The organism is Methyloradius palustris, from assembly GCF_019703875.1.
GTDB classification, from domain to species: Bacteria; Pseudomonadota; Gammaproteobacteria; order Burkholderiales; family Methylophilaceae; genus Methyloradius; species Methyloradius palustris.
Genome location: NZ_AP024110.1, coordinates 538166 through 559633 on the forward strand (window position 1 = coordinate 538166; position 21468 = coordinate 559633).

A 21468-nucleotide genomic window follows, 5' to 3' on the forward strand; every position below is an offset into this window, starting at 1 on the left:
AATAATCATAATCAGGACTATATATGACCTACTCCCCAGAGATTAAAAGAAAAGGCATTATTCTTGCCGGAGGCTCCGGTACTAGGCTTTACCCAGTGACACAAGTTGTGTCAAAACAATTATTGCCTGTGTATGACAAACCAATGGTTTACTACCCTCTTTCAACATTGATGTTAGCGGGCATAACAGAAATATTACTGATCTCCACTCCACAAGATATTCCAAGATTTGAACAATTGTTAGGAGATGGCCATCAGTGGGGATTGAGCATATCTTATGCAGTTCAGCCATCACCTGATGGGCTAGCGCAGGCTTTTATTATTGGCAAAGACTTTATTGGCAATGACCCCAGTGCATTAGTCCTCGGGGATAACATTTTTTATGGACATGATCTAACTGCTGGCCTGGATCAGGCCTCAGCAGAAAATGGTGGGGCCACTGTATTTGCTTATCCAGTAAATGATCCTGAGCGCTATGGGGTGGTCGAATTTGATGATACTGGACGAGCAATCAGTCTGGAAGAAAAACCAGAAAACCCGAAGTCTCGATATGCTGTGACAGGCCTATATTTTTATGACAATCAGGTACTAGACATTGCGAAAAATCTGAAGCCTTCGCCTCGTGGTGAACTCGAGATTACAGATGTAAATAAGTTTTATCTCGAACAAGGTAATTTACATGTAGAGGTGATGGGACGCGGCCATGCATGGCTTGATACAGGTACGCACGAATCTTTGTTAGAGGCATCCTTATTTATCCAAACAATTGAAAAAAGGCAGGGCTTGAAAATTGCATGCCCTGAAGAAATTGCCTATCGTAAGGGTTACATTACGGCAGAACAATTGCGCATATTCTCAAAGAAATATGCAAAAAATGGGTATGGCCAATACCTTAAACAAATATTGGAAGAGAGAATATTTTAATGAATATAATCAAGACAGATATTCCTGATGTGCTTATTTTTGAGCCCAAAGTATTTGGTGATGCACGCGGTTTTTTCTTTGAGAGCTTCAATGAGAACGTATTTGCTGAAGCTATTGGCAGCCGTCCAAGATTCGTACAAGATAACCATTCTAAATCATCTAAAAATGTATTACGTGGACTGCATTACCAGATCAAGCAACCGCAAGGGAAGCTGGTTCGAGTGACTGCTGGTGAAGTATTTGATGTTGCCGTTGATCTAAGAAAGTCATCACCTACATTTGGGCAATGGGTAGGTGAGTTTTTGTCAGTGGAGAACAGGCGTATTTTGTGGGTGCCTCCAGGATTTGGTCATGGGTTTGTAACGCTGTCAGAAACAGCAGAGTTCTTGTATAAAACAACCGACTTCTATGCGCCTGAGCACGAGCGATGTGTGATGTGGAATGATCCCGATTTGAATGTTGATTGGCATATCCAGGATGAGCCGGCATTATCAGCTAAAGATAAATTGGGCTTACTGCTGAAAGATGCAGATCTGTTTGACTAATAGCCTGAGGCAATCTGAGGGTTCATTTAAGTATTTATTTGTTTGAGTTCCCACTGCCATGCATGAGTCATAATGGTTTCCAAATCTACATACTTCGGTGACCAAGCTAGATATTGCTTGGCGAGTGATGCATCAGCAACCAACCTTGCAGGATCGCCTTCCCGTTTTGGCCCTTCAATAACAGTCACTTTTTTCTTGGTTACCTGCTCTGCCACCGAAATTACCTCTTGAACTGAAAAGCCAGCACCGTTACCAAGATTGAAACGCATGCTTTGCTTGTCTTTTAACAACTTATTGAGAGCGAGTAAATGAGCTGAGCATAAATCCACAATATGGATATAGTCGCGAATACAGGTGCCATCAGGCGTATCATAGTTTCTACCAAAAACGGTAATATCTTTTTTTCTACCGGAGATCGCTTGTAATACTAATGGAATTAAATGGGTTTCTGGGTAGTGTCTTTCCCCTAGTAAGCCTGATGGATCAGCGCCTGCCGCATTGAAATATCTAAGGCAAATTGATTGAAGCCCATAAGCACGTTCATAATCCAGCAAGACTTCTTCTACCATCCATTTAGATCTTCCATACGGATTTAATGGAATTCTTGGATGGGCTTCATCAATAGGTATATAGACTGGCTCACCAAAAACAGCTGCAGTAGAAGAAAAAATGAAATTCTTTACATCACATCGAATCATTGAGTTCAGCAGATTCATGGTGTTTGTGAAATTATTTAAATAGTATTTATCGGGATGTTTTACTGATTCACCAACCTGGATATAAGATGCAAAGTGCATGACAGCATCCGGTTGGTATTTTGTTAATGCCATATCAATGGCAGCGATATCAGCAAGATCGCCTAATATGAACTCACCCCCTAATACTGCATCTTGGTAGCCTGAGGAAAGGTTGTCGAACGTGATTGCATCATGGCCAGAGTCGATTAACATCTTGACCATGTGAGAGCCAATATAACCAGCCCCACCTACTACCAATATTTTCAATCTGAGCTCCATTAATAAGGTGTTACAACTGATAGTTGCAGAACTGCAAACCAATACTTAGATATCAAAAAATCTTAGGGTTTTAGTTTAGATTAGAATTGTTTTAATTCAAGCACAGCAGACTAATTATATATAGTTTATAAATTGGTGAGTAATGTGTGGTTTAGTTACTGAAAATGAAATTTATTTAAATCGGATTAACGAAGTGAAATTAAACACACTAAAACATTATGTCGAAAAAAGCGGTGTTGGCTTTGGTACCAGCGGCGCTCGTGGTTTGGTTACTGCCTTAACAGAAGAGATATGTGTTGCTTATACTTCTGCTTTTTTGAAGATTGTTGCAAAGTTGTTTGATTTCGAGCGAGTTGCTATTGGTGTTGACCTCAGGCCAAGCAGCATAGATATCGCTGGCAGTTGTGCTAAAGCGATTCAAAATATGGGCTATCAGGTTGATTTTTGTGGTGATGTTTCTACCCCCACGTTGGCTTTGTATGCGCAACAGAAAAGCATGCCTGCCATTATGGTTACGGGCAGTCACATCCCCTTTGACCGGAATGGATTGAAGTTCTACCGACCAGATGGAGAAATAACTAAAGCTGATGAACTGGCGATGCTGGCAGCAGAAATCGAGCCTTTGAATGATATTGATTATTTAGGATTACCTTCAGTTAATCCTGATGCGGTTTTAGCCTATGAACAGCGATATCTAGAATTTTTCCCTAAAGATGTTTTACAGGGACTTAACTTGGGATTGTACGAACACTCGAGCGTTGCAAGGGATAGTCTAAAACGAATTCTTGAGCGATTAGGTGCGCAAGTGACAAGCTTGGGTCGTACGGATATATTTGTGCCTATTGATACAGAAGCCGTATCTGCAGAAGATGTAGTGCGTGGGCAGAACTGGTCGAGGCAATACGGGTTCGATTCGATTATCTCAACTGATGGAGATGGTGATCGTCCGTTAATGAGTGATGAGTTTGGTAATTGGTTAAGAGGGGATATTGTCGGCCTGTTAACTGCCCGATATCTAGGCGCCAAAAACCTTGCGGTACCTGTGAGCTGTAACACGGCTATTGAATTATCTGGTGCTTTTGATCAAGTAGTGAGAACCAGAATTGGATCTCCCTACGTGATTGCAGCTATGCAGAAACTTGAAAATGAAACCAACGATATTGCAGGGTTTGAAGCAAATGGTGGATTTTTGCTTGGCTCAAAATTGATTATGAATCATAGGGCTATATCAGCTTTGCCGACTCGCGATTGTGTCTTACCTATATTAGCCGTACTAGCTGCATCACGGCAATCGGAAAACAAGATTTCGTATTTAGTCAGGGATATTCCTCAACGTTATACAGCTAGCGATAGAATCCAAGAATTTTCTACCGAAACTAGTCGATTGTTCATCGGAAAATGGGCAAAAAATCCTGCTCTGTTTATGGCAGAAGTACTTGATGATTATGGATTGCCAGTGAATCAAGACGAAACAGATGGATTAAGATTTACTTTTGCCAATGGCTTAGTTATACATCTGCGACCCTCTGGTAATGCTCCGGAATTAAGGTGCTATTGTGAATCGTCCACTGCGCAAGAAGTAGAGAGTGTTACCCAAATAGTGTTATTAAAAATCAAAGAACTTCAATAACCTTAGGCAATATTTTATATTCTGAATCGTAATATTTATGTTTGAATTAAATTCCAAAACTCAAGGTTTAGTTAAATGAACAAAAAAAAAATGGGGGTAGCAGGCACTGGCTATGTCGGACTATCTCTTTCGGTATTGTTGGCAGGCAAACACGAGGTGGTTGCATTAGATATCGTCCCTGAAAAAGTAGAGATGCTGAACAAAAGGCAATCACCTATTGCTGACCATGAAATCGAGGAGTACCTAGCAACAAAAGAACTTAATTTCAGGGCAACGCTTGATAAGCACGATGCCTACAAAGACGCTGATTTTGTGGTGATTGCAACGCCAACTGACTACGATGTACAAACCAACTACTTTAATACGCGCTCAGTTGAGGCAGTGATTCAGGATGTGATCGCTATCAATCCCAATGCCACTATGGTGATTAAATCTACGGTGCCTGTGGGTTTTACTCAAAGCGTGCGAGAAAAATACCAGACTGAAAACATTATGTTCTCGCCAGAGTTCTTACGCGAAGGCAAGGCACTTTACGATAACCTTTATCCCTCACGTATTGTGGTGGGCGAGAAGTCCGAGCGTGCTCAGGCATTTGCAGATTTGCTGAAGGAGGGCGCCATCAAGCAGGATATCCCTGTCTTGCTCACCGATAGCACTGAGGCTGAAGCCATCAAGCTATTCTCAAATACTTATCTTGCGATGCGAGTTGCATATTTCAATGAATTAGATACATATTCTGCATCCCATGGCCTTGATACCAGACAGATCATTGATGGCGTCTGTTTAGACCCTCGTATCGGGCAACACTACAATAATCCTTCATTCGGTTACGGTGGTTATTGTCTGCCAAAGGATACTAAGCAGTTGCTGGCTAACTATGAGAACGTGCCGCAAACCTTGATTCGCGCAATTGTGGATGCCAATTCAACGCGCAAGGATTTTATCGCGCAGGATGTGGTCAAACATAATCCAACCGTGGTCGGTATTTATCGACTGATCATGAAGGCTGGTTCAGATAATTTCAGGGCATCAAGTATTCAGGGCATCATGAAGCGGATTAAAGCCAAGGGCATACAGGTGATTGTCTATGAGCCAGAGATCAAAGAGGCGGATTTTTTCAAATCACCAGTGGTGAATGATCTTGCGGAATTTAAAAAGCGTTCGGAGATTATTATCGCTAATCGTATCACCGAGGATTTGAGTGACGTGTTGGACAAGATTTACACTCGAGACCTGTTCTCAAAAGATTAAATCGTATGTTTTTGTATTAGTTTTGCTTAAATATTTGTCTGTTAGTGTCGTCAAAAATAGACAATTAATTCAATGCTGCAATAACTCATTGAATATTAAAATCTATTGTTGTCATTAAGGCACGACAAACGTCCTTTAGCCGTTTTATCCTCAGTATTATCTCTGCATGACGGTGTTTCAATGCAATCACCGTCATCTATCTAGTTAGTTTTTTAAAAACCACCATCACACTCAGACGTCCCATGGCTATTGGCATTGGGGCACGTTTGTTTGTCGCTGTCGATTTTGTCTCATAGCGATACCAGCTAGCTTCACTTGGTGCGAAATTTGCTCATTATTAAATATATCAATTTGCTAACCAAGAGAAATCCACATATGAGAAAAGTAACCAAAGCAGTTTTCCCTGTAGCAGGTTTAGGCACCAGATTTTTGCCAGCTACCAAAGCTAACCCTAAAGAAATGCTACCTATTGTTGATAAACCATTAATTCAATATGCGGTAGAGGAGGCTGTTGCTGCAGGCATTACCGACTTGATTTTTATCACAGGCCGAAACAAGCGTTCGATCTCAGACCATTTTGATATGGCGTATGAGTTAGAGAATGAACTGGAGCGCAAAGGCAATAAGGCGCTGCTGGCCTTGGTGCAGAACATCGTGCCTAAACATGTGAATTGTATTTATATACGTCAGACCAGCGCTCTAGGATTAGGTCACGCCATTCTGTTGGCGAAACCAGTCATCAATGATGATGCATTCGCAGTGCTGCTGGCAGATGACTTACTTGATGGCGATGTGCCTATCATGAAACAAATGGTCGATGCCTATGATTATTACCGTTGCTCATTGCTGGGCGTGCAGGAAGTCCCACGTGCACAGACTAAAAGTTACGGCATTGTTGCTACTCGCCCTGTTAGCGAGAGTATTGAACAAGTATCTGCCATAGTGGAAAAGCCAAAGCCTGAAGATGCACCTTCTACTTTAGGCGTTGTTGGTCGTTATATCCTGACACCGCGAATTTTTCACCATTTGCAGAATATAAAGCCAGGTTCTGGCGGCGAGATTCAACTCACCGACGGCATCTCACAATTGCTGAGTGAAGAGCAGGTACTTGCTTATCGCTTTAACGGCGTGCGTTATGACTGCGGCTCAAAAGCTGGTTATCTGGAAGCAACAGTAAAATTAGGGCTCAAGCATCAGGAATGTGGCGCGGAATTCCGTGCCTTGCTTGAATCCATGTTTGCCCAGCCAGCAATAAAAGTGGAAGAACGGCTTTTAGAAAAACATCCTGAACTTGTTGTGGTAGGTGCCAAGAAATAGCGGATAGCTTACTGAGGCTTGGTTACTTTTACAGCGGGTCACTGAGCAAGGGCTTATGGGCATTCTTTCTTTGACTCCATGCCATAATCAGTCCGCTGATGCAGATGATCGTGATGCCAAGTAGGGCATATCTGTCAGGGATATGCCCAAATAACAGATAGCCAATCAATCCAGCAAAAATCAGCTGACCATAAGTGAATGGTGCCAGTGTCGAGGGCTGGGCATAATCATAGGCGCGGGTCATGAATAGATGGCTGGCCAGCGCTGAAATGCCTAACCCGACCATCAATATGCCATGCCAAAGATCGGCGGGCATTTTCCAGTAGAACGGCAATATCGCCGTGGTCACCAGACTACTAATCACACCACTGATGAAGTTGCTGGTGGTGGAGCTATCGACACCACTGAGTTTTCGTGTCACCAATTGATACAGGCTGAAGCTGAGTGCTGCACCCAGCGCTAGCAAAGCCACTGGTGTAAATAATACGCCGCCTGGCCGCACTATAATGAGCACCCCCACAAACCCAATCCATACAGCAATCCATTGTGCCTGGCTTACCCTTTCACCAAGAAATGGCCAAGATAAGGCAGTGACGACCAGAGGTGCGATGTAGATAATCGCTGTACCTTCTGCCAGCGGAATGAAGTGCAGTGCCGAGATGAATAGCAGGTTGGTACTGACCATACATATGCCGCGAATGATTTGTAAATCCAGTCGTTTAGTCTTAATCAGCGAAAACCCAGACTTTGGTACAAATGCTGTCATCATCAGGCCGCTATGAACTACATAGCGTACCCAAAGCACCATGACCACTGGGTAGAATTGGGTGAGGTATTTTGAGAGTGCGTCACTGCCTGCGAATAAAAATACAGCGCAGCAAATGAGACCTATGCCTTTGAATGGGTGATCCGAATTCATTTAGATGAAAAATTGAAGTTAAGGGTAGATGTTGGCGTGTTCAGGTTTACGATAAATATCACATATTTGAGTCATGCCGATGCTGTTGTGACAGGTAGATTTTCTCATGTAAATGGATTTACGTATAATCTACTTCAATGAATATTCAGCCACATCAATTAACACCACATTTCCATTCTCAGGCATTTCAAGAGAATCTATACACTAATTATCGACAGTACCTTGAATTTACTCCTGTTTTCAGAAGTGCCGAGAATGTCATCTATTTAACACGTTATGAAGACTGCATTAAGTTATTAAGCAGTGAAAATTTTAAGCGCATAGCACCTTCAGGAGGTAGTAACCCTCTCAATCAACTATCTAATGAACAGACTCCTCTCGAGATGATGATAACAAGTTGGATGCTATTTATGGATCCGCCACGTCATGATTTAGTGAGGAAGGCCTTCAGCCCCCCATTCTTGGTGGGTGCACTTAAGCAGCTTGAACCATTTATACGCGAACAGCTACAAAGCTTATTTGCGAGTATGCCTCGTAGTGGTGAAGTTGAGATACTGGATGCTTTGGCATTCCCTCTTCCTGTTATTGTGATAACTGAAATTCTTGGAGTACCAAAAAGTGACATTGAAATGTTTCGCCTATGGTCTTTAGAGCTGACGAAGGCACTGGATAGCGGAAATGACTTGGAGATACGAAATGGCACTGCAGCTGCCTTGCAGCTAAAAGCATATTTTACTGATTTGCTAAAACGCCCCAAATTTCTATTAGGCCATGGGTTGATCAATACTATTCTTAATAGTAATGAATATTCACTTACCGTTGATGAGCTGTTATATGGGGCGATTTTCATACTCTGGGCTGGGCATGAAACAACAAAAAACTTGATTTCAAGCGGATTTCATACACTTTCGCAATATCCTGAAGTGGTTAGAGATTTACAAGCCCATCCTGTACTAATCGAGGCGGCTATAGAGGAAATGTTGCGGTACGAAACCCCGGTTCAGAAAATTAGCCGATGGGCACATTCACATGAACAATTTGGAGAGTATGTTGTTCCCAAGTCCACCTTGGTGACAGCTTTGCTAGGTGCTGCCAATAGAGATGGCGCAATTTTCGAGCAGCCTGATGTATTTGATTTAAGGCGCAAGAAGAACCGGCATATTGCATTTGGTACTGGTATTCATCATTGCCTGGGAGCCTTGCTTGCAAGGATGGAGGGGCGCATTGTTTTTGGTGAGCTTATTCCACAATTGGTTAAGCTGGAGCCCGTAAGCCATGAGTGGCGAATTTACTCTGCATTTCGCAGCCTTGACTCATTGCGTCTAGATGTGAAATTTAAATGAAGTTGAATATACCCTTCATTCAAACTCCAAAATCAAGAGTGGATGGACTGGTTTTTCCTGCCATCCCCGACCAACAAGCGTGTTTGCAACTGGCAATCCAGTATCAGTTGGAGCACTCGCAATGGTGGACACCTGAACAAATCAGTAATAGTCAATTGAGGCAATTGCAGGTGGCTCTCAGGCATGCTTTTACGACTGTGCCGTATTATCAGGAGCTATTGAAAAAGCATGAAATTGGCTTACCTGAACAAATTACACATGAATTTATTCAGAAAATACCAATATCAACTAGATTGGATGTTCAGGCCGCAGAGGTGGATTTCGCAAGCATCAATATTCCCAATGACCACGGTAGGCCTGAATATGCAAAGACTTCTGGATCAACAGGGCGCCCCATTAAATTTGCTAGAACAATGCTGACACATACCTTCTGGTTGGCTATGGCCTTGCGTGATCATCTTTGGCATGCCAGAGACTTCAGCGGAAAGTTATGCGCAATACGCTGGTTCCCGCGAGGGGTAGCAGAAAGTCCTGCTGGAGCTCATCAGCCTACGTGGGGTAATATCACCGCCCCAATTTTTCAGACAGGGCCTTCTGCAACTCTTAACGTGGTAGCGCCATTGGCTGAGCAAATTGATTGGTTGATACATGAGAAGCCAGACTATTTAATCTCGTTGCCATCCAATTTGATTGCTTTAGTGCAATATGCAAAAGAACACGAGATAGTACTGCCTAAAGTAAAAGAAATTCGTACGGTTGGTGAGACCGTTACGAGTGCTAGCAGGAATTTTATAGAGACTTACTGGCAGACTAAAGTAGTCGACATCTATACCTGTGAAGAAGCTGGCTACCTTGCGCTACAGTGCCCTGAAACAGGCAATTATCATGTGCAGTCAGAAAGCATATTTCTTGAAATCGTTAATAAGGATGGTAATCCCTGTGCCGTTGGTGAGGTTGGGCAAGTGTTGATTACAACTTTACATAATTTTGTGACGCCACTGATTCGATATGAAGTGGGAGATATGGCTGAATTTGGAGAGCTATGCAGTTGTGGCAGAGGCTTATCCGTTATCCGCAAGATTCATGGCCGAAAACGGAATCGATTGATGTTACCAGACGGTCAAAGTTTGTTTCCATACCTGGGTGAACATGGTGATATAGCCAGACTTACAGGCGTTAAAGTCCGGCAGTTTCAGTGCATCCAGCATACCTTGGAAGATATTGAACTCAAGCTAGTCGTGGAACGTGACTTGAACAGCAAAGAACAGGCTGCAGTGACAAAAAAGATGCAAAATAATCTTGGTTATCCGTTTAATATCCGATTCAGTTTTCATGATGACATACCACGTGGGCCAACAGGTAAGTTTGAAGAGTTCATGAGTAACATTAGTTAATGTCTAGAGAGGTTTTAGTAAGTCTCTGACCACAAGTGCGGCAAAATTTCTACTGGCATCGTCGGGATAATACTCAGCAATTACATGGCTCTCATCGGGCACCGAGAAACCAATCGCTTCATACATAGAAAGCAGGGGGTCAACAAGGTGTTTGCCCCGCCTTCTTCTACAGTAGTCGAAGGCAGATATTTCAGTAATTGCATCGTAGAATTTTTTATAACCAGGAATCACTGCACCTGCTAACACGTAGCGTTTACCTAGCGATTCTGCTAAAGCAACTTCACTTAATATCATAGGCGAAAAAATATTTCCTCCACGGTATTCGCTATCAATTACACCAGAAACGATATATATCGCATTGCAGTCATTTAGATTAAAAGTGGGGATATAGCCATTTTGTGTTACTGCATCCCAGCTTTTAAATTCCATCATGGCTGATGGATTGTAGTGTAGTGGCATGGCTGTAACCGTCGCAATAATTCTTTCTATACCACTTTCATTCGGTATACATGCAAGGAAAAACCCTTGGGGGAATTTTTTGAGGCGTGCGATAAATTTATCTTCGCTTGCACGGCCACCCTCAGGCCAGCTTTGTTCAACCTGCAATATGCCTGCTAGATCATCTTCTGTAGCTTGTCTGATTGAAATCATGGTGTTATTTTGAATTCGCTTAATTTTTAAGAAACTCTACTCAGGAAGTTAGCAGATTAAAATGTATTTTACTTTATGTATTTCTTTGTGTGCCCGAAAGAGCTTGCTGATCATATTAGTCATATGTTTAATTTCTGCTTGTGCTTTGAATAGTCCTGAGTTGCGCCGCGAACAATCTACAAAATTGGCTATTGATGCTGGCTGGCAAAGCGTCACACTAAATACAGGCAGTTTTTATCTTGCGGCTTTTGTACCTCCGACTCTCCAGCATGCAGAAACATTGACGATTTACATTGAAGGAGATGGTATGGCCTGGGTCGATCGCTCTACACCTTCATTTGACCCTACCCCGCGAGACCCATTGGCTTTAAAACTGGCCTTGAGTGACCCCATAAAGAATGCCGTCTATCTCGCTCGGCCATGCCAGTATGTGATCGGGGCAGATCAACAGAACTGTGGGCAAAAATATTGGACGGACAGTAGGTTTGCGCCAGAAGTGATTGCAGCCAGTAATCAGGCGATCAGCCAATTGAAGTCACGCTATCAAGCCAAGCATATAAGACTGGTTGGCTATTCTGGCGGAGCTGCCGTGGCGACATTGGTGGCTGCGCAACGAGATGATATTGAGATGCTGGTGACGGTAGCAGGTAACCTGGATACAGCATTTTGGACTGAGGCTAATCACCTTTCTCCATTAACAGGCTCGCTCAATCCAGCGGACGCTTGGCAAAGCCTGCAAGTCATCAAACAGCGCCATTATGTGGGTGGTCAAGATAAAGTGATTGGTGTGTCTGTTGCCCGTAGCTATACAGATCGATTCGATAGTGGACACCAGCCACCAATTACCGTGATTGCTGATTTCGACCACCATTGTTGCTGGGTTGATAGATGGCCGCAAATTGTTAAGAGTAATTTCTCAGACGCACATTAAAGCGCGTTTATCGACAGGCCTATTTAGCCGTTAGTGCGCGACTACGTCTTTGGATGACGATATTATCTTCTCAGGCCTTGCCAACCATAGAATGCCTATCATCACCAAGCAGATAAACGACGAAACATAAAAGATATCATCCGCTGAAAAGGTGAAGGCTTGTTGATTGATGAGCTGATTGATCTGGGTCTTGGCCTGTTCGAATGAAAGCCCACTCTGCTGCATTTTATTGATGGTATCCGTCGCAACTGCATCATAAGGGGTGATGTGCTCAATCAGTTGTGCATGGTGCAGCGTCGCGCGGTTATCCCATACAGTGGTCGCGATTGAAGTGCCGAATGCACCTGCGGTAATCCGCACGAAATTGGATAAGCCTGAAGCTGCAGGTATCTGGTCTGGGCGTAAGCCAGATAGCGTTAAACTGACCAGCGGGATGAAGAAAAATGCCATTGCAATTCCCTGGATAATCGTGGGCGTGAGCATGGCATATACATCAGTTTGCGTAGTGAAGTTTGAGCGCATCCAGAACACCAGTGCAAATACCAAAAAGGCTACGCTTGCCAATATTCGCGGGTCTACTTTCCCCACGCTTTTACCAACAATAGGCGAGAATACAATGGCAAGAATACCTACTGGCGCAGTGACCAAACCAGCCCATGTGGCGGTGTAGCCCATGTATTGTTGCAGCCAGAGCGGCAGCAGCACGACATTGCCGAAGAACACGCCATAACCTAACGACAGCGTAATCACGCCAATACTGAAATTGCGTTTTTGAAACAGACGCAGGTTGACTACTGGGTGTTTGTCCGTCAATTCCCAGATCAAAAATAATATAAATCCAACCACTGCTGTGGCACTTAATCCAATAATTAGCGGAGAAGTGAACCAGTCCAGTTCTTTGCCCTTATCCAGCGCGACTTGCAGTGAGCCTACCCAGATCACCAATAAGCTTAGGCCGACAAAGTCGACGGGTAATTTACGTATCGGCGTTTCGCGTTTGCGGTAAATGATCCACGTCACCCATGCCGAGGCGATGCCAATCGGTATGTTGATGTAAAAAATCCAGGGCCAGGAGAAGTTGTCGGTAATGTAGCCGCCAAGCAAAGGCCCCATGATAGGGGCAACCAATGTCGTCAGCGACCACATGGCGAGTGCGGTGCCAGACTTGCTAGACGGATAGCTGGATAACAACAGCGATTGAGAGAGCGGAATCATCGGCCCAGCGACAGCACCTTGAATGATTCGAAAGAAAATCAGCATGCCGATAGACGGCGCAAATCCACATAACAACGAGGCCAGCGAGAATAAGAGCACCGACCATGTGAATAGCTTAACTGCCCCAAACCGCATGGTGAGCCAGCCTGTGAGCGGAATCGAAATGGCATTGGCGACAGCAAACGAGGTGATCACCCATGTCGCTTGGTTGGGTGAAACACCCAAGTTACCTGCAATCGCAGGCAGCGACACATTGGCGATGGAGGTATCCAGCACATTCATGAACGTCGCCAGTGAAAGTACCAGCGTGCCAAGTGCTAGCTGCCCACCCTTTAATGGGGCGGGTTGGCTGGTTGCCAGATTGCTATCTTGAGCCATTTGATTATCTACAGACTGCTATGACTTTGTGCCGTGATGAGTACGTGAAACTGATTTTTCAATCGCGCCAGTTTCAGAAGCGTTGCCGCTATTCTTGCTGATGATGTTTTTCACCAATGCATCAGCGGCAGCTACCTGTGCATTCATCTGAACTGTCGTCGATACTGGTGTGGTTCTTGATACATCAGCGAGCAGTTTGCCACTGCTATCACTAGTGTCTACTTTTGCATCAATTGATAGCCCGATGCGTAAAGGATGCGTTTTCAGTTGATCCTTATCCAGCTCGATACGCACAGGGATACGTTGCACGATTTTGATCCAGTTACCTGTGGCATTCTGTGCTGGCAGCAATGAAAAGGCAGCGCCAGTGCCAGCGCCCAAGCCAGCGATATGGCCTGTGTATTCCACCTTACTGCCATAAATGTCCGCATAGACTTCTACAGGCTGGCCGATGCGCATGCCTTTTAGCTGGCCTTCCTTAAAATTGGCATCCACCCAAAGTTGATCGAGTGGGATGATTGCCATCAGTGGCGAGCCTGTCTGTATATGTTGCCCGATTTGTACGCTGCGTTTTGCTAACTGGCCAGCGGCGGGGGCAGTAATATCGCACCGTTCTCTTGCTAGATAAGCTTCGCGCACATGTGCTGCTGCAGCCTCTACATTCGGGTGGGTTTCAACGGTTGTGCCTTCAGTTTGCGCATGGCTTGAAGTGAGTTGTTCTTGCGCGCCGATCAGGCTGGACTGGGCTGATGACATAGCGCTGAGTGCATTATTCAGTGTGGTTTGCGCGTGTTCGACTTCTTCTTTAGAAACCGCTCCTGTGGATACGACCGCCTGCCGGCGTTGTAAGTCTTCTCTCGCTTTATCTACATCTGTTTTGGTTCTGGCCAGGTCGGCTTTACGCTCATTCAGGCTCGCAGAAACAATCGCGTTATTAGCATACAGAGTGCGAGCTTGGCGCACCGCTTGTGCAAGCTCGGCTTCTGATTGTTTTAGTGCTACTTCTGCGTCATTAGGGTCAAGTCTGAGCAATACTTTGCCTGCAGTCACATAATCGGTATCGTCGGCATTGATCTCCACCACCGTGCCATTCACTTGCGGCGTGATCTGGATCACATTACCTGCCACATAGGCATCATCTGTCGATTGGTAATGGCTTGCGACCAAATACCAGTAGAAGCCCCAGATGGTTACTGCAACTAGCGCGATGATCGCAACGACAATCAGCATCAGCTTTCTTTTGCCATTGCCGTTTGTTTCTGAAGGAATTGTTTGATTAGACTCACTCATGTTGGAAGTCGCCTTGAAGATATTAAAAGATTAAGAAGTTGGCTAAATGTCGTTCTATGACGGGTGATTGCTATCAGTCGTTACTGTGTTGGGCTTGCTATAACCGCCACCCAGACTTCTGATAAGGGCGATATTGAGGTTCAGTGTACGAGCCTGTAGATTCACCGAGCGGCTACGCTCACGTATCAATGCGTCTTCTGCAGTCAATACTGTGAGGTAATTGGTCAGGCCTGCCTCATAGCGTATGGTCGATAGTTTGTAGGCAGACTCAGTAGCATTGAGCGCAGCTTGCTGGTCTGCGGATTGCAGGCGAATATTCTGGATGGATGTCATCTGGTCTGCAATATCATGGATTGCTTCTACCAGTACCTGGTTGTAGCTGGCGATGGCAATATCAAGGTCAGTGTTCTTGATTTGCAACTGGGCACGTAACTTACCTGCGTCAAATATAGGCAGATGGATGGCAGGGCCAACACCCAAAACTGTACTGCCTGATTCAAGGAACTTGGATAAGCCAAATGATGAAAGACCGATCATGGCTGACAGACTCACATTCGGATAAAAATCGGCATGTGTTACTGCAATATCAGCTGTAGCGGCGTTGACTCGGGCATTTGCTGCAGCCAGATCTGGGCGGCGAGCGATCAGGTCTATAGGGATGTCATCAGGGAATGCTTGTAGAGTAATGGCAGGTAGTGCTGGCTCAAGTGTATTCAGGGTTTGTGGTGCCTGAAGTGTCAATGCAGCCAGAGCGTTACGGCTTAGTTCAACAGATTCAGTGGCAGTCTGAACATCAACGCGCGCTGAAGCTAGGTTACCTTTGCCTTGTTGCAGTTCAACATTGGTATCTAGTCCAGTCTTGATTCTTGCGTTGACCAGACTTAACTCTTGCTCGCGCTGCTTGAGTGTTTGTATGGCAAGTTTTTGCTGTTCCACTTGCTGCGCAAGCTGATAATAGGTTTGTGCGACGGCCGTTGATATCATCAATTTTGCAGCAGCAATCTCAGCTTGTGCGGCTTCAGTCTGCGACAGTGCAGATTGTAGTGCGCTGCGATTCTTGCCCCAGAAATCCAGATCCCATGAGGCGTTGAGCGAGCCGTTGGCGATGTTCTGATAAGAACCGCCGTAAGGTGGTGGGTAGAAAGAGTTCTCAGAAAGGCGTTGGCGGCTAATATCAACACTACCATTCACTTGTGGGTAGATCGCAGATCTAGCAGCATTCGCATATGCACTCGCGCTTTCCATGCGTTTGGCGGCAATCACCACGTTAGGGTTATCGCGCAGCGCTTGTTCGATCAGTTGATTAAGCATGGGGTCATTGAAGCTTTGCCACCATTCAGTGACTGGCCATTGATTAAACTTTCCCTGCGCCCCAAGCGTTTTTGCCTCACGCTGCGATTGGTCATGCTGTATGCCCTGTGTGCTGATACAGCCCGTCATAACGCTGAGTATCAGAGCTGAGGCCAGTATTTTTCTGCTCAGGCCATACTGCTTATATGTATGAATATTAGTCGGCATATTGACCTAACTTTCTTCGTTCGCTTTGATGCGCCTGAGTAGCGACTTCAGTGTATTCACTTCCTCATTGGTGAAGCCGCGTAAATGATGGTTAAAGCTTTCCGCAATCACATAAGGGACTTTGGCTGCGAATTCTTTACCAGTGTCAGTGAGTTCGAGATAGATGATTCGTCTGTCTTTCTCGCAGCGGTTGCGGCAGATCAAGCCTTTGGATTCAAGCCTGTCTAGCATGCGTGTCATAGTGCTGGTATCTACACCAGAGCATCTTGAAAGCTCAGCTGCTGTGCGCCCTTTACCATGGGCAATCAGTAAGAGCGGGGCCCACTGCAAGGCAGTTAAATCGATACCTGCCATTTTTGTATCAATGGTGCGATTCAGTGCCAGCTGTGCATGCTTGATCAAATAGCCGATCGATTCCTCAATTACGTAGTTGTGTCCGTTGTAGAACTCTAGTGGGCCGACAGCAGCTAAGCCAGCATCATTGACCTCGACATCACTTGAATTCAGATCAGAATCAAAAGGTGTTGTTTTATTAATCATCATGGGTATATAATACTGCATATGCAGCAATTGTCAATGCAGTAATTGGTGGAGCAGTGATTAACAATAAGTTCTGTATCAATCGTATGTAGTAACAATATGTAGCAGTCATTGTTTTGCAAATCATTCGTGGCATATTAGAAACAGAATAAGACGCGCATACATCAGCTACAACAAATAAATTTTTGACTAGATTTACTCAACCTTAGATTCACGAAATACAGGGAAATTTGCATGATCGGTATCGTCAGCATTGCCTTAAAACGGCCTTATACCTTTGTGGTGATGGCTTTGCTCATGTTGATTGTGGGTGTGTTATCGGCACTGCGTACGCCCGTTGATATTTTCCCTGAGATCAGAATCCCCGTCATTGCCGTAGTTTGGCAATACACAGGCTTACCACCAGATGAGATGGCTGGCCGCATTACCACCTTATACGAGCGCGTACTCACGACCACGGTCAATGATATTGAGCATATCGAAGCTAATTCCTATACAGGTTTTGGTATCGTCAAAATCTATTTCCAGCCTGGGGTCAATATCGCAACAGCGAATGCCCAAGTGACTGCTGTTTCACAAGTGGTCACAAGGCAGATGCCGACTGGCACTACGCCTCCACTGATTCTTAACTACAGTGCTTCTACGGTGCCGATTCTGCAGATAGCATTGTCAGGTAAGGGCTTGTCAGAACAGGCGCTAGGCGATCTAGGCTTAAATACCATACGTACACGGCTGGTAACAGTGCCTGGGGCTGCTGTTCCTTACCCATTTGGAGGGAAAACCCGCCAAGTGCAAATCGACCTGAACCCGCAAGCGATGCAGGCGCGTGGGCTTTCTGCGCAGGATATTTCTTCTGCTTTGGCAGCACAGAATCTTATCCTGCCTGTTGGTACGCAGAAGATTGGCAGTTACGAGTACAGCATGCGACTCAATAATTCTGCCAAAGATATTGAGCAACTCAATAACCTGCCGATTAAGACGGTGAATGGCGCAACGATCTATATGCGTGACGTTGCTACCGTGCGTGATGGTAACCCTCCACAAACCAATATCGTGCATGTGGATGGCGGTCGTTCTGTATTGATGTCTGTGTTGAAAAATGGTGCTACTTCAACGCTGGATATTGTTTCTGGTATCAAGGCCAAGTTGGATGAGATCAAGCCTACCTTGCCTGAAGCCTTAGTGGTTTCGCCGATAAACGATCAGTCTTTATTCGTCCGTGCTGCCATTACTGGCGTAGGGGTTGAGGGTGTGATTGCTGCGGCCTTAACTAGCCTGATGATCTTGTTGTTCCTTGGTAGCTGGCGCTCTACAGTCATTATTGCAATTTCCATCCCGCTTTCTATTCTCGGCGCAATCATCGGCTTGTCTATGATAGGCGAGACCCTGAATATCATGACCTTGGGCGGCCTTGCGCTTGCAGTAGGTATTTTGGTGGATGATGCGACAGTGACAATCGAGAGTATTGAATGGCATCTGGAGCATGGTAAAGAGGTGGAGACAGCCATCATGGATGGTGCAGCTCAGATCGTTACCCCAGCCTTCGTCTCGCTGCTTTGTATCTGTATCGTGTTTGTGCCGATGTTCTTCCTGGATGGTATCGCCCGCTTTTTATTCGTGCCGATGGCCGAAGCGGTGATGTTTGCCATGGTGACCTCGTTTATCCTATCACGTACTCTAGTGCCTACCATGGCGAAATATCTGCTCAAGAAGCATGATCAATCACATGGTGATGGCGAAAAAGCTGCTTCAAGCAATCCGTTTGTAAATTTTCAGCGTGGCTTTGAGAGGCACTTTGAGCATGTGCGTGCTGGCTACAGAGAACTGCTTGAGATGGCGATTGATCATCGCAGGATTTTTGTGTTCTTATTTATGGCATTCGTTTTGCTGTCGTCGGCGCTCATTCCATTCCTTGGTCGTAACTTTTTCCCTGCCGTAGACAGTGGGCAGATACTGATGCATGCACGGGTGCCTGTTGGTACCCGTGTTGAAGAAACTGCCTCAAGGTTCGCTGCGATACAAGATGCGATCAAGCAGGTGATTCCCGCGGACCAAATTACCACCATGGTTGATAATATTGGTATGCCAGTCAGTGGTATCAACATGACTTACAACAACACTGGTCTGATCGGTTCGCAGGACGGCGATATACAGATCGCGCTGAAAGAGGGGCATAGACCAACGGCTGAGTACGTTAAAGAGTTGCGTGAGCGTTTGCCGCGCGAATTCCCAGGCACTACTTTTTCATTCCCGCCAGCTGATATTGTCAGCCAGATTCTGAATTTTGGCTCACCTGCACCGATTGATCTGCAGATTCGTGGCGGTAAGCTGGATGCTGATTTTGATTATGCCAATAAGCTCATTGGCAAGATTCGGCTGGTACCAGGTGTGGCTGATGTACGTATTCAGCAGTCGCGCAAAAGCCCGCTGTTTGAGATCAATGTTGACCGCACACGCGCCCAACAAGTGGGCGTTTCTACCCGTGATGTGACGAACAATTTGGTGGTGAATCTGGCGGGTAGCTCACAAGTCTCGCCTACCTTCTGGCTCAACCCGACCAACGGCGTGTCTTACCCTATCGTGATACAAACGCCACAATATCGTATGGATACGCTGTCTGCCTTATCAAGCTTACCAATCAGTGGCACCAATGCTAGTGGCGACGATATCAGCAGCCCGCAAACACTTGGTGGAATCGCCAGCTTTAAGCGCGGCATCACCAATGCTGTGGTGAGCCAATACGATATTCAATCGATGGTGCAGATTAATGCCACTACGCAAGGGCGAGATCTTGGCGCAGTCGCAAAAGACATTAGGCAGATTATCGATGACACTGCTGACCAAGTGCCTAAAGGCGCTAAAGTCGAGTTGCTCGGCCAGGTAAAAACCATGAATAGTGCTTTCTCTGGGCTGCTGTTTGGCCTGCTAGGCGCGATCGTATTGATTTACCTCTTGATCGTTGTCAACTTCCAGTCATGGAGTGATCCATTCGTCATCATCACGGCATTGCCGGCGGCATTGGCAGGTATTGTTTGGATGTTGTTTATCACTTACACACCGCTTTCAGTACCCGCATTAACTGGGGCGATCATGTGTATGGGCGTAGCCACAGCCAATAGTGTGCTGGTGATTAGCTTTGCCCGCGAAAAACTGGATGAACTTGGCGATGCCACCAAAGCAGCACTTGAGGCAGGTTTTGTGCGCTTCCGTCCAGTATTGATGACAGCACTCGCCATGATGATTGGTATGGGCCCAATGGCCCTAGGCCTAGGCGATGGTGGTGAGCAAAATGCACCGCTTGGTCGTGCCGTGATTGGTGGTTTGCTGTTTGCGACTATCGCCACCCTGATTTTTGTACCCGTTGTGTTCAGCATTGTGCATCGCAACTATAAGAAACCTATTGCAACACCGAATACTCTTGGAGAGCCACATGCCATCTAATCAAACTCATTTAAGTCCGCATCGTACGTTACGTATCAGCGCCATCGTCGCTGTACTGGTCGCAGCAGGGCTCGTTGCATTTGGGATAGCCAGCCGCGCCAATAGCGATGAAAAGCTCAAACAATGGACCAATGAGCGCGCGGTTCCATCTGTGAGCTTGGTGAGCCCTGACAATCAAGGGGCATTATCTACGCTGGATCTTCCAGGCCGTTTTGTGGCCTATGCCCATGCGCCTATCTATGCACGTGTCAGCGGGTATCTCAAAAGCTGGAATGTCGATATTGGCGGCCAAGTGAAAGCAGGGCAGCTGCTGGCAGAAATTGAAACCCCAGACCTTGACCAGCAATTGCTGCAAGCCCGTGCCGATTTAGCAAGCGCCGAGGCCAATGTGGCGCTTGCTCGCACCACTGCAAAGCGCTGGCAGGGCATGCTTGAGAGCGACTCTGTTTCACGTCAGGAAGTAGACGATAGAACAGGCGATCTCGCCAGCAAGGAAGCCATGCTCAAAGCGTCACAAGCTAATCTGGATAGGCTCATTGCCACCAAGCGCTTTGCCCGCATTGTTGCGCCATTTAACGGCACAGTGACTGCACGTACTACCGATAACGGTGCACTCATTACTGAAGGCGGCTCTGGTTCGGCGCTGTTTGAGGTTTCAGATACGCACAAGCTCAGGCTGTATGTGAATGTACCGCAAAATTTCGTCAACAATATCAAGCCTGGTACCAAGGCTGATATCAATGTGCCTGAACGTCCAGATAAGACCTACACAGCCATAGTTGAATCAACTTCTGGCGCTGTAGATGTCGCTTCAGGCGCAACACTAGTTCAGCTTGTGGTGGATAACACTGCGGGCGAGTTACTGCCTGGCGGTTATGCCAATGTGAGTTTGCATCAGGCGGGTTCCACGGCCACCTTTAGTATTCCAGCCAGCGCGCTGATTTTTGACCAATCTGGTTTGCGTGTGGCAACCGTCAATGCTGATAACAAAGCTAGTTTGAAAACGGTGACGATTGCACGCGATTTAGGTAAGGTCATTCAACTTGCATCAGGGGTTGAAGCCACTGATCGCGTGATTGAAAGCCCACCAGACGGGATTGCCGATGGAGATGTTGTGAATGTCGTCGAAACACCTGCCAAGCCAACAGACAAGAAAAGCTAACATC

At 45.8% G+C, this 21468-nt stretch carries 17 protein-coding genes; 10 read left to right on the plus strand and 7 right to left on the minus strand.

Annotation, left to right across the window (positions count from 1 at the left end; translation table 11 throughout):
• Positions 1-23 precede the first annotated feature (23 nt).
• Both rfbA and rfbC read left to right on the plus strand, forming a co-directional pair.
• Positions 24-923, plus strand: a complete 900-nt coding sequence (rfbA, locus tag ZMTM_RS02725) for a glucose-1-phosphate thymidylyltransferase RfbA (protein WP_221764804.1) — start codon at positions 24-26, stop codon at positions 921-923.
• Positions 923-1468, plus strand: a complete 546-nt coding sequence (gene rfbC, locus ZMTM_RS02730) for a dTDP-4-dehydrorhamnose 3,5-epimerase (RefSeq protein ID WP_221764805.1) — start codon at positions 923-925, stop codon at positions 1466-1468. Before rfbA ends, rfbC begins: the two co-directional genes overlap by 1 nt.
• Before the next feature lie 26 nt (positions 1469-1494).
• Here the strand turns inward: rfbC and galE are convergent, their stop codons facing one another.
• Entirely contained in the window at positions 1495-2472 is a 978-nt protein-coding gene (galE, locus tag ZMTM_RS02735) for a UDP-glucose 4-epimerase GalE (protein ID WP_221764806.1), read from the minus strand.
• Positions 2473-2626: 154 nt separating this feature from the next.
• Between galE and ZMTM_RS02740 the strand changes: the two genes are divergently transcribed.
• From ZMTM_RS02740 to galU, 3 genes are all read left to right on the plus strand, one after another.
• Complete coding sequence (locus ZMTM_RS02740; RefSeq protein WP_221764807.1) at positions 2627-4114, plus strand: phosphomannomutase; 1488 nt, start codon at positions 2627-2629, stop codon at positions 4112-4114.
• A 75-nt stretch (positions 4115-4189) separates the two neighbouring features.
• Complete coding sequence (locus tag ZMTM_RS02745; RefSeq protein WP_221764808.1) at positions 4190-5365, plus strand: nucleotide sugar dehydrogenase; 1176 nt, start codon at positions 4190-4192, stop codon at positions 5363-5365.
• Between the two features lie 375 nt (positions 5366-5740).
• Positions 5741-6682 (plus strand): UTP--glucose-1-phosphate uridylyltransferase GalU, encoded by a 942-nt coding sequence (galU, locus tag ZMTM_RS02750; protein WP_221764809.1) that lies wholly within the window; start codon positions 5741-5743, stop codon positions 6680-6682.
• 28 nt (positions 6683-6710) lie between these two features.
• On the opposite strand, the gene ZMTM_RS02755 is transcribed toward galU, so the two are convergent.
• Positions 6711-7601 (minus strand): DMT family transporter, encoded by an 891-nt coding sequence (locus ZMTM_RS02755; protein ID WP_221764810.1) that lies wholly within the window; start codon positions 7599-7601, stop codon positions 6711-6713.
• A gap of 137 nt (positions 7602-7738) precedes the next feature.
• On the opposite strand from ZMTM_RS02755, the gene ZMTM_RS02760 reads away from it, so the two are divergent.
• Positions 7739-8944 carry a cytochrome P450 gene (locus ZMTM_RS02760; RefSeq protein WP_221764811.1) on the plus strand — a complete coding sequence of 402 codons (1206 nt, stop codon included), beginning with the start codon at positions 7739-7741 and terminating at the stop codon, positions 8942-8944.
• Positions 8941-10338, plus strand: a complete 1398-nt coding sequence (locus ZMTM_RS02765) for a phenylacetate--CoA ligase family protein (protein ID WP_221764812.1) — start codon at positions 8941-8943, stop codon at positions 10336-10338. Before ZMTM_RS02760 ends, ZMTM_RS02765 begins: the two co-directional genes overlap by 4 nt.
• Positions 10339-10341: 3 nt before the next feature.
• Here the strand turns inward: ZMTM_RS02765 and ZMTM_RS02770 are convergent, their stop codons facing one another.
• Positions 10342-10989, minus strand: a complete 648-nt coding sequence (locus ZMTM_RS02770) for a hypothetical protein (protein ID WP_221764813.1) — start codon at positions 10987-10989, stop codon at positions 10342-10344.
• A gap of 103 nt (positions 10990-11092) precedes the next feature.
• Between ZMTM_RS02770 and ZMTM_RS02775 the strand changes: the two genes are divergently transcribed.
• Positions 11093-11920: an alpha/beta fold hydrolase gene (locus ZMTM_RS02775; protein WP_221764814.1), complete on the plus strand. Its 828-nt coding sequence runs from the start codon at positions 11093-11095 to the stop codon at positions 11918-11920.
• Positions 11921-11950: 30 nt separating this feature from the next.
• Here ZMTM_RS02775 and ZMTM_RS02780 read toward each other — a convergent pair whose 3' ends face one another.
• The 4 genes from ZMTM_RS02780 to ZMTM_RS02795 are packed head-to-tail and all read right to left on the minus strand — an operon-like array spanning position 11951 to position 16864.
• A complete protein-coding gene (locus ZMTM_RS02780) occupies positions 11951-13513 on the minus strand; it encodes a DHA2 family efflux MFS transporter permease subunit (RefSeq protein WP_221764815.1) in 1563 nt (520 codons plus the stop codon).
• A gap of 18 nt (positions 13514-13531) precedes the next feature.
• Positions 13532-14803, minus strand: coding sequence for an HlyD family secretion protein (locus ZMTM_RS02785; RefSeq protein WP_221764816.1), 1272 nt, complete (start codon positions 14801-14803; stop codon positions 13532-13534).
• 54 nt (positions 14804-14857) lie between these two features.
• Entirely contained in the window at positions 14858-16321 is a 1464-nt protein-coding gene (locus tag ZMTM_RS02790; RefSeq protein ID WP_221764817.1) for an efflux transporter outer membrane subunit, read from the minus strand.
• A 6-nt stretch (positions 16322-16327) separates the two neighbouring features.
• Positions 16328-16864 carry a MarR family winged helix-turn-helix transcriptional regulator gene (locus ZMTM_RS02795; RefSeq protein ID WP_221764818.1) on the minus strand — a complete coding sequence of 179 codons (537 nt, stop codon included), beginning with the start codon at positions 16862-16864 and terminating at the stop codon, positions 16328-16330.
• Between the two features lie 231 nt (positions 16865-17095).
• On the opposite strand from ZMTM_RS02795, the gene ZMTM_RS02800 reads away from it, so the two are divergent.
• Positions 17096-20302 (plus strand): efflux RND transporter permease subunit, encoded by a 3207-nt coding sequence (locus tag ZMTM_RS02800; RefSeq protein ID WP_221764819.1) that lies wholly within the window; start codon positions 17096-17098, stop codon positions 20300-20302.
• Positions 20292-21464: an efflux RND transporter periplasmic adaptor subunit gene (locus ZMTM_RS02805; protein ID WP_221764820.1), complete on the plus strand. Its 1173-nt coding sequence runs from the start codon at positions 20292-20294 to the stop codon at positions 21462-21464. Before ZMTM_RS02800 ends, ZMTM_RS02805 begins: the two co-directional genes overlap by 11 nt.
• The last annotated feature ends 4 nt before the right edge of the window (positions 21465-21468 follow it).

What these genes read in the sequence shown, in the direction of transcription:
- ZMTM_RS02790 (WP_221764817.1), bottom strand. Translation starts at nt 16,321, where the DNA reads ATGCCGACTAATATTCATACATATAAGCAGTATGGCCTGAGCAGAAAA.
- ZMTM_RS02745 (WP_221764808.1), top strand. Translation starts at nt 4,190, where the DNA reads ATGAACAAAAAAAAAATGGGGGTAGCAGGCACTGGCTATGTCGGACTA.
- ZMTM_RS02780 (WP_221764815.1), bottom strand. Translation starts at nt 13,513, where the DNA reads ATGGCTCAAGATAGCAATCTGGCAACCAGCCAACCCGCCCCATTAAAG.
- ZMTM_RS02760 (WP_221764811.1), top strand. Translation starts at nt 7,739, where the DNA reads ATGAATATTCAGCCACATCAATTAACACCACATTTCCATTCTCAGGCA.
- ZMTM_RS02805 (WP_221764820.1), top strand. Translation starts at nt 20,292, where the DNA reads ATGCCATCTAATCAAACTCATTTAAGTCCGCATCGTACGTTACGTATC.
- rfbA (WP_221764804.1), top strand. Translation starts at nt 24, where the DNA reads ATGACCTACTCCCCAGAGATTAAAAGAAAAGGCATTATTCTTGCCGGA.
- ZMTM_RS02800 (WP_221764819.1), top strand. Translation starts at nt 17,096, where the DNA reads ATGATCGGTATCGTCAGCATTGCCTTAAAACGGCCTTATACCTTTGTG.
- ZMTM_RS02795 (WP_221764818.1), bottom strand. Translation starts at nt 16,864, where the DNA reads ATGATGATTAATAAAACAACACCTTTTGATTCTGATCTGAATTCAAGT.
- rfbC (WP_221764805.1), top strand. Translation starts at nt 923, where the DNA reads ATGAATATAATCAAGACAGATATTCCTGATGTGCTTATTTTTGAGCCC.
- ZMTM_RS02740 (WP_221764807.1), top strand. Translation starts at nt 2,627, where the DNA reads ATGTGTGGTTTAGTTACTGAAAATGAAATTTATTTAAATCGGATTAAC.
- ZMTM_RS02785 (WP_221764816.1), bottom strand. Translation starts at nt 14,803, where the DNA reads ATGAGTGAGTCTAATCAAACAATTCCTTCAGAAACAAACGGCAATGGC.
- ZMTM_RS02765 (WP_221764812.1), top strand. Translation starts at nt 8,941, where the DNA reads ATGAAGTTGAATATACCCTTCATTCAAACTCCAAAATCAAGAGTGGAT.
- ZMTM_RS02755 (WP_221764810.1), bottom strand. Translation starts at nt 7,601, where the DNA reads ATGAATTCGGATCACCCATTCAAAGGCATAGGTCTCATTTGCTGCGCT.
- galU (WP_221764809.1), top strand. Translation starts at nt 5,741, where the DNA reads ATGAGAAAAGTAACCAAAGCAGTTTTCCCTGTAGCAGGTTTAGGCACC.
- ZMTM_RS02770 (WP_221764813.1), bottom strand. Translation starts at nt 10,989, where the DNA reads ATGATTTCAATCAGACAAGCTACAGAAGATGATCTAGCAGGCATATTG.